Consider the following 4,021-nt stretch of genomic DNA (forward strand, 5'->3'; position numbering starts at 1 on the left):
CGGCAGGCGTGCGGTGGGGGTGCTGGACGGCCAGGAGAGTGCCGTGTGGGGCTCTGGCGAGCGCCCCGATCACCTGACCGGGTTCGGCGAACTCGTCGACGTCCGGGCCGGGGACGCGCTCACGCACCACCCACCCGCGTCGCACTGGGCGTACTCGCAGAGACATCCACGTATCATGATCCCTGTGAACGTAGAGATCACGCCCTTGCCGGGAATCGGAACGCGCCAGGACTTCATGATCCGCGCCGGCCGCCGCGTCGGGGTGATCACCTACCGGGACGGGCGGTTCGAGCTCATCCTCTCCAAGGCGTCGGATCCCGACTCCTGTGCCGCCTCGATACCCCTCTCACCGGAAGAGGCGAACACGCTCGCAGGCCTGCTCGGCGCGCCGCAGCTCGTCGCCCACCTGAGGGAGGAGCACCGCGACATCACGGGCATCACGACCCGTCAGCTGCCGGTGACCACGTTCGCGAACCACACGCTCGGTGAGACCGCTCTGCGCACGAGGACCGGTGCGTCCATCGTCGCCGTCGTGCGCTCGGGCAACGCGCATCCGTCGCCCGGCCCCGACTTCATCTTCGAGAACGGCGACCTCGCCGTCGTCGTCGGCACCGCGGACGGCCTCGACGCCGCCGCCGAGATCCTGCACGGCGGTTAATCACAGTGCACGAGACAACCATCGCCATCATCCAGCTCGGCGCGGTGTTCTTCGGTCTGGGTCTGCTCGGCCGGGTCGCCTGGAAGATGGGCATTTCGCCGATCCCGCTCTACCTCATCGGTGGCCTGTGCTTCGGCGTGGGCGGGTTCGTCCCGCTAACCGGCATCGACGAGTTCACGCACCTCGCCAGCGAGATCGGTGTGGTGCTGCTTCTGCTGCTGCTCGGCCTCGAATACTCGGCGTCCGAGCTCACCACGGGCCTGAAGCGCTCGTGGATGGCGGGCGTGCTCGACCTCGTGCTGAACTCGGCACCGGGCGCGATCGCGGCGTTGCTGCTGGGCTGGGGCCCGGTCGCCGCGCTGGCGATGGCGGGCGTCACCTACATCTCGTCCTCCGGCATCGTCGCGAAGGTGCTCGGTGACCTCGGGCGGCTGGGCAACCGGGAGACGCCGGTCGTGCTGTCCGTGCTCGTCTTCGAGGACCTCGCGATGGCCGTGTACCTGCCGGTGCTCACTGCCGTGCTGTCGGGCGTGAGCTTCCTCGGTGGGCTCACGTCGGTCGGCATCTCACTGCTCGCGATCACCGTGGTTCTGGTGGTGGCGTTGAAGTACGGCCGGTTCATATCGGCCATTGTGGACAGTCCCGACCACGAGGTGTTCCTGCTGAAGCTGCTCGGCTCCGCGTTGCTCGTGGCCGGTGTCGCGTCGCAGCTGCAGGTGTCGGCGGCGGTCGGCGCGTTCCTGCTCGGCATCGCGATCTCCGGGTCGACGGCCGAGAACGCGACCCGGCTGTTGGAGCCGCTGCGCGATCTGTTCGCCGCGATCTTCTTCGTCGTGTTCGGGCTCAACACCGACCCGCGCTCGATTCCACCTGTTCTTGGAATCGCCGTGGCGCTGGCGGCCGTCACGACCGCGACGAAGATCGTCACAGGATGGTGGGCGGCGCGGCGGCAGGGCATCGGCAAGATGGGCCGCATGCGTGCGGGCGTGGCACTCGTGGCGCGCGGCGAGTTCTCCATCGTCATCGCCGGGCTGGCCGTGGCGTCTGGTCAGGTGGACGGCGACCTGGCGGCATTGGCGACCGCCTACGTGCTTCTGATGGCGATCCTCGGGCCGATCGCAGCCAAGTACGTTGAGCCGATCGGGGAATTCTTTCAACGGAGAAGGCAAATGGCCTGAAACATGTGCCTCCGTGTGACGACTCTCTAGTAAGGCTAGACGGAGAGTAGGGGCGAAACGTCATGACCGAACCCGCTGAAGTGGAGACCACCGGCCGGTTCCTCGTGCTGCTGCAGGAGGACGCCGTCGAGGAGGGGCTGGCCGAGCTCGGCGCGATCGCCGGGTTCGACCCGAACAGCGGCGATCTGGACACGGAGACCGTGCAGGTCTTCCCGGAGCTCGGTGTCGCGGTGGTGTCCGCGGACCCGAACCTGCTGGCCGAGCTGAACGGCGCCGCCGAGCGCCCCGGTCCGGTGCAGATCGTCGAACCGGAACGCGTCGTGCACGCGTTCGCGGCACCAGTCGAGGAAGAGCCAGAGGCCGAGGCCGACGAGTCGGTGCTGACCTGGGGCCTGCAGGCCGTCGGCGCGGACGTCAGCACGGCCACCGGCAAGGGCATCAAGATCGCGGTGCTGGACACCGGCTGGGAACAGAACCACCCGGACTTCGCGGGCCGCACCATCACCACGAAGTCGTTCATCACCGGCGAGGACGTGCAGGACGGCCACGGCCACGGCACGCACTGCATCGGCACGTCCGCGGGCCCGCGCAAGCCCGCCACGCTGCCGGGCTACGGCGTGGCCTTCGAGGCGGAGATCTTCGCGGGCAAGGTCCTGTCGAACGCGGGCTCCGGCTCCGACGGCGGCATCCTCGCGGGCATCGACTGGGCGGTCTCCAACGGCTGCGCGATCATCTCGATGTCCCTGGGCGCCGACGTTCCCCCAGGCACGCCGTTCTCCCAGATCTACGAGACCGTGGCCCAGCGCGCCATGGCCAAGGGCACGCTGATCATCGCCGCCGCGGGCAACGCGTCGTCACGCCCGGCGAGGGTCGCACCGGTGGGTCACCCGGCCCGCTGCCCCTCCATCATCGCCGTGGCCGCGATCGACGTGAACCGCGCCATCGCGTCGTTCTCCTCCGGATCGGTGGACAAGATCGGCCAGATCGACGTGTGCGCCCCCGGCGTGGACGTGTACTCGTCGTTCAAGCTGCCGGACCGCTACCGCCGCCTGCGGGGCACCTCGATGGCCACCCCGCACGTGGCAGGCGTGGCCGTCCTGATCGCCGAACGAACAGGCGCCCGCGGCTTCGAACTGTGGGCCCGCCTGGTGGGCACGGCACAACGACTGCCGCTGCCCTCGACCGACATCGGCACCGGGCTGGTCCAGGCCCCCTGACGATGTCCGTTGACCAGGTCATGGTCTCCGTGACCGAAGGCAGCCTCCCGCGCGTGCTGGACGACCTGCGGGAGGCCGGCCTGGTCGTGGACACCGTTCTTGAGGCCCTGGGCGTCGTCACCGGCACCGTGGAGGTCCGGGCGATCCCCGCACTGCTAGCCGTTCCAGGTGTGATGGACGTGGAACGGCAGTGGCGCGTACAGCTACCGCCGTACTGACTAGGCTCTGCGCTGACCCCATTGCCGTCTGATCGAACACGTGTTCTAGGATGTGCGCGGGGTCACGTCGTTGCGCAGAGAGGAAACCTGATCGTGTCGGACACGCTCACCGAGGTGCAGGCAGTCGAGGAGACCGTCGTGGAGGAGACTCCGGCGTCGGCCCCCGAGGCCGAGGCTGCGAAGCCGGTAGAAGCTGCGAAGCCGGTCGAGGCTCCGAAGGCCGAGAAGGCCGAGAAGCCCAAGCCCGCCCGCGCCAAGAGCACGGCGAAGAAGACCCGCACCGTCGAGCTCACGCTCACGGTGACCGGCACCGCCGAGGGCGAGTGGCAGGCCGACCTGGTCCACGGCACGCAGCGCGTGGTGTCGGGCCTGGTCATCCCGGCCATCGCCGTGGCCAAGGCGGCAAAGGAGCTGCACGAGGACATCGCGGAGGGCATCGAATCGGTGCTCGAGGCGGCGCGCGACCAGCACCGCACCCGCATGGAGGAGCTGGAGGCCGAGCTGGCCAGGGTGAAGGCCCAGCTGGCGGAGCTCTCCGAGTAACTCAGCACAAGCTCGAAGGGGCGGTCCGCGAAAGCGGACCGCCCCTTCAGCGTTACAGGCGACTGTTAATCGCAGGATTCCTGGTTCGAGTGCCAGCAAGCACCCATCCCGCGAAGGCGAAGACATCCCAGTTGCTGGGGATGTCAAGCTGCAGCGTTGTTGATGTTGGTGTGGTGTGCCCAGGCGGTGGTTTCGTTGTAGGTGGTG

The 4,021-nt window shown here is 68.5% G+C and carries 5 protein-coding genes and 1 pseudogene; 5 read left to right on the top strand and 1 reads right to left on the bottom strand.

Annotation, left to right across the window (positions count from 1 at the left end; genetic code table 11):
- Window positions 1-166 (bottom strand): annotated as a pseudogene (locus FXN61_RS53930) (DUF1015 family protein); the annotation flags it as partial.
- Between the two features lie 18 nt (window positions 167-184).
- Here FXN61_RS53930 and FXN61_RS47890 point away from each other — a divergent pair.
- The 5 genes from FXN61_RS47890 to FXN61_RS47910 all read left to right on the top strand — a co-directional run bounded on the left by FXN61_RS47890 (window position 185) and on the right by FXN61_RS47910 (window position 3,814).
- The gene (locus FXN61_RS47890) at window positions 185-658 is read left to right on the top strand and encodes a cation:proton antiporter regulatory subunit (protein ID WP_167980406.1); all 474 of its coding nucleotides are present in this window, start codon (window positions 185-187) and stop codon (window positions 656-658) included.
- 5 nt (window positions 659-663) lie between these two features.
- On the top strand, window positions 664-1,836 hold the full coding sequence (locus FXN61_RS47895) for a cation:proton antiporter (RefSeq protein WP_167980407.1): 1,173 nt from the start codon (window positions 664-666) through the stop codon (window positions 1,834-1,836).
- Window positions 1,837-1,898: 62 nt separating this feature from the next.
- Complete coding sequence (locus FXN61_RS47900) at window positions 1,899-3,053, top strand: S8 family peptidase (RefSeq protein ID WP_167980408.1); 1,155 nt, start codon at window positions 1,899-1,901, stop codon at window positions 3,051-3,053.
- Window positions 3,054-3,055: 2 nt separating this feature from the next.
- Complete coding sequence (locus tag FXN61_RS47905) at window positions 3,056-3,271, top strand: hypothetical protein (RefSeq protein ID WP_167980409.1); 216 nt, start codon at window positions 3,056-3,058, stop codon at window positions 3,269-3,271.
- A 93-nt stretch (window positions 3,272-3,364) separates the two neighbouring features.
- Window positions 3,365-3,814: a DUF6319 family protein gene (locus tag FXN61_RS47910; protein ID WP_312878562.1), complete on the top strand. Its 450-nt coding sequence runs from the start codon at window positions 3,365-3,367 to the stop codon at window positions 3,812-3,814.
- Window positions 3,815-4,021: the final 207 nt, after the last annotated feature.

Source organism: Lentzea indica (genome assembly GCF_012184385.1).
GTDB lineage: Bacteria > Actinomycetota > Actinomycetes > Mycobacteriales > Pseudonocardiaceae > Lentzea > Lentzea indica.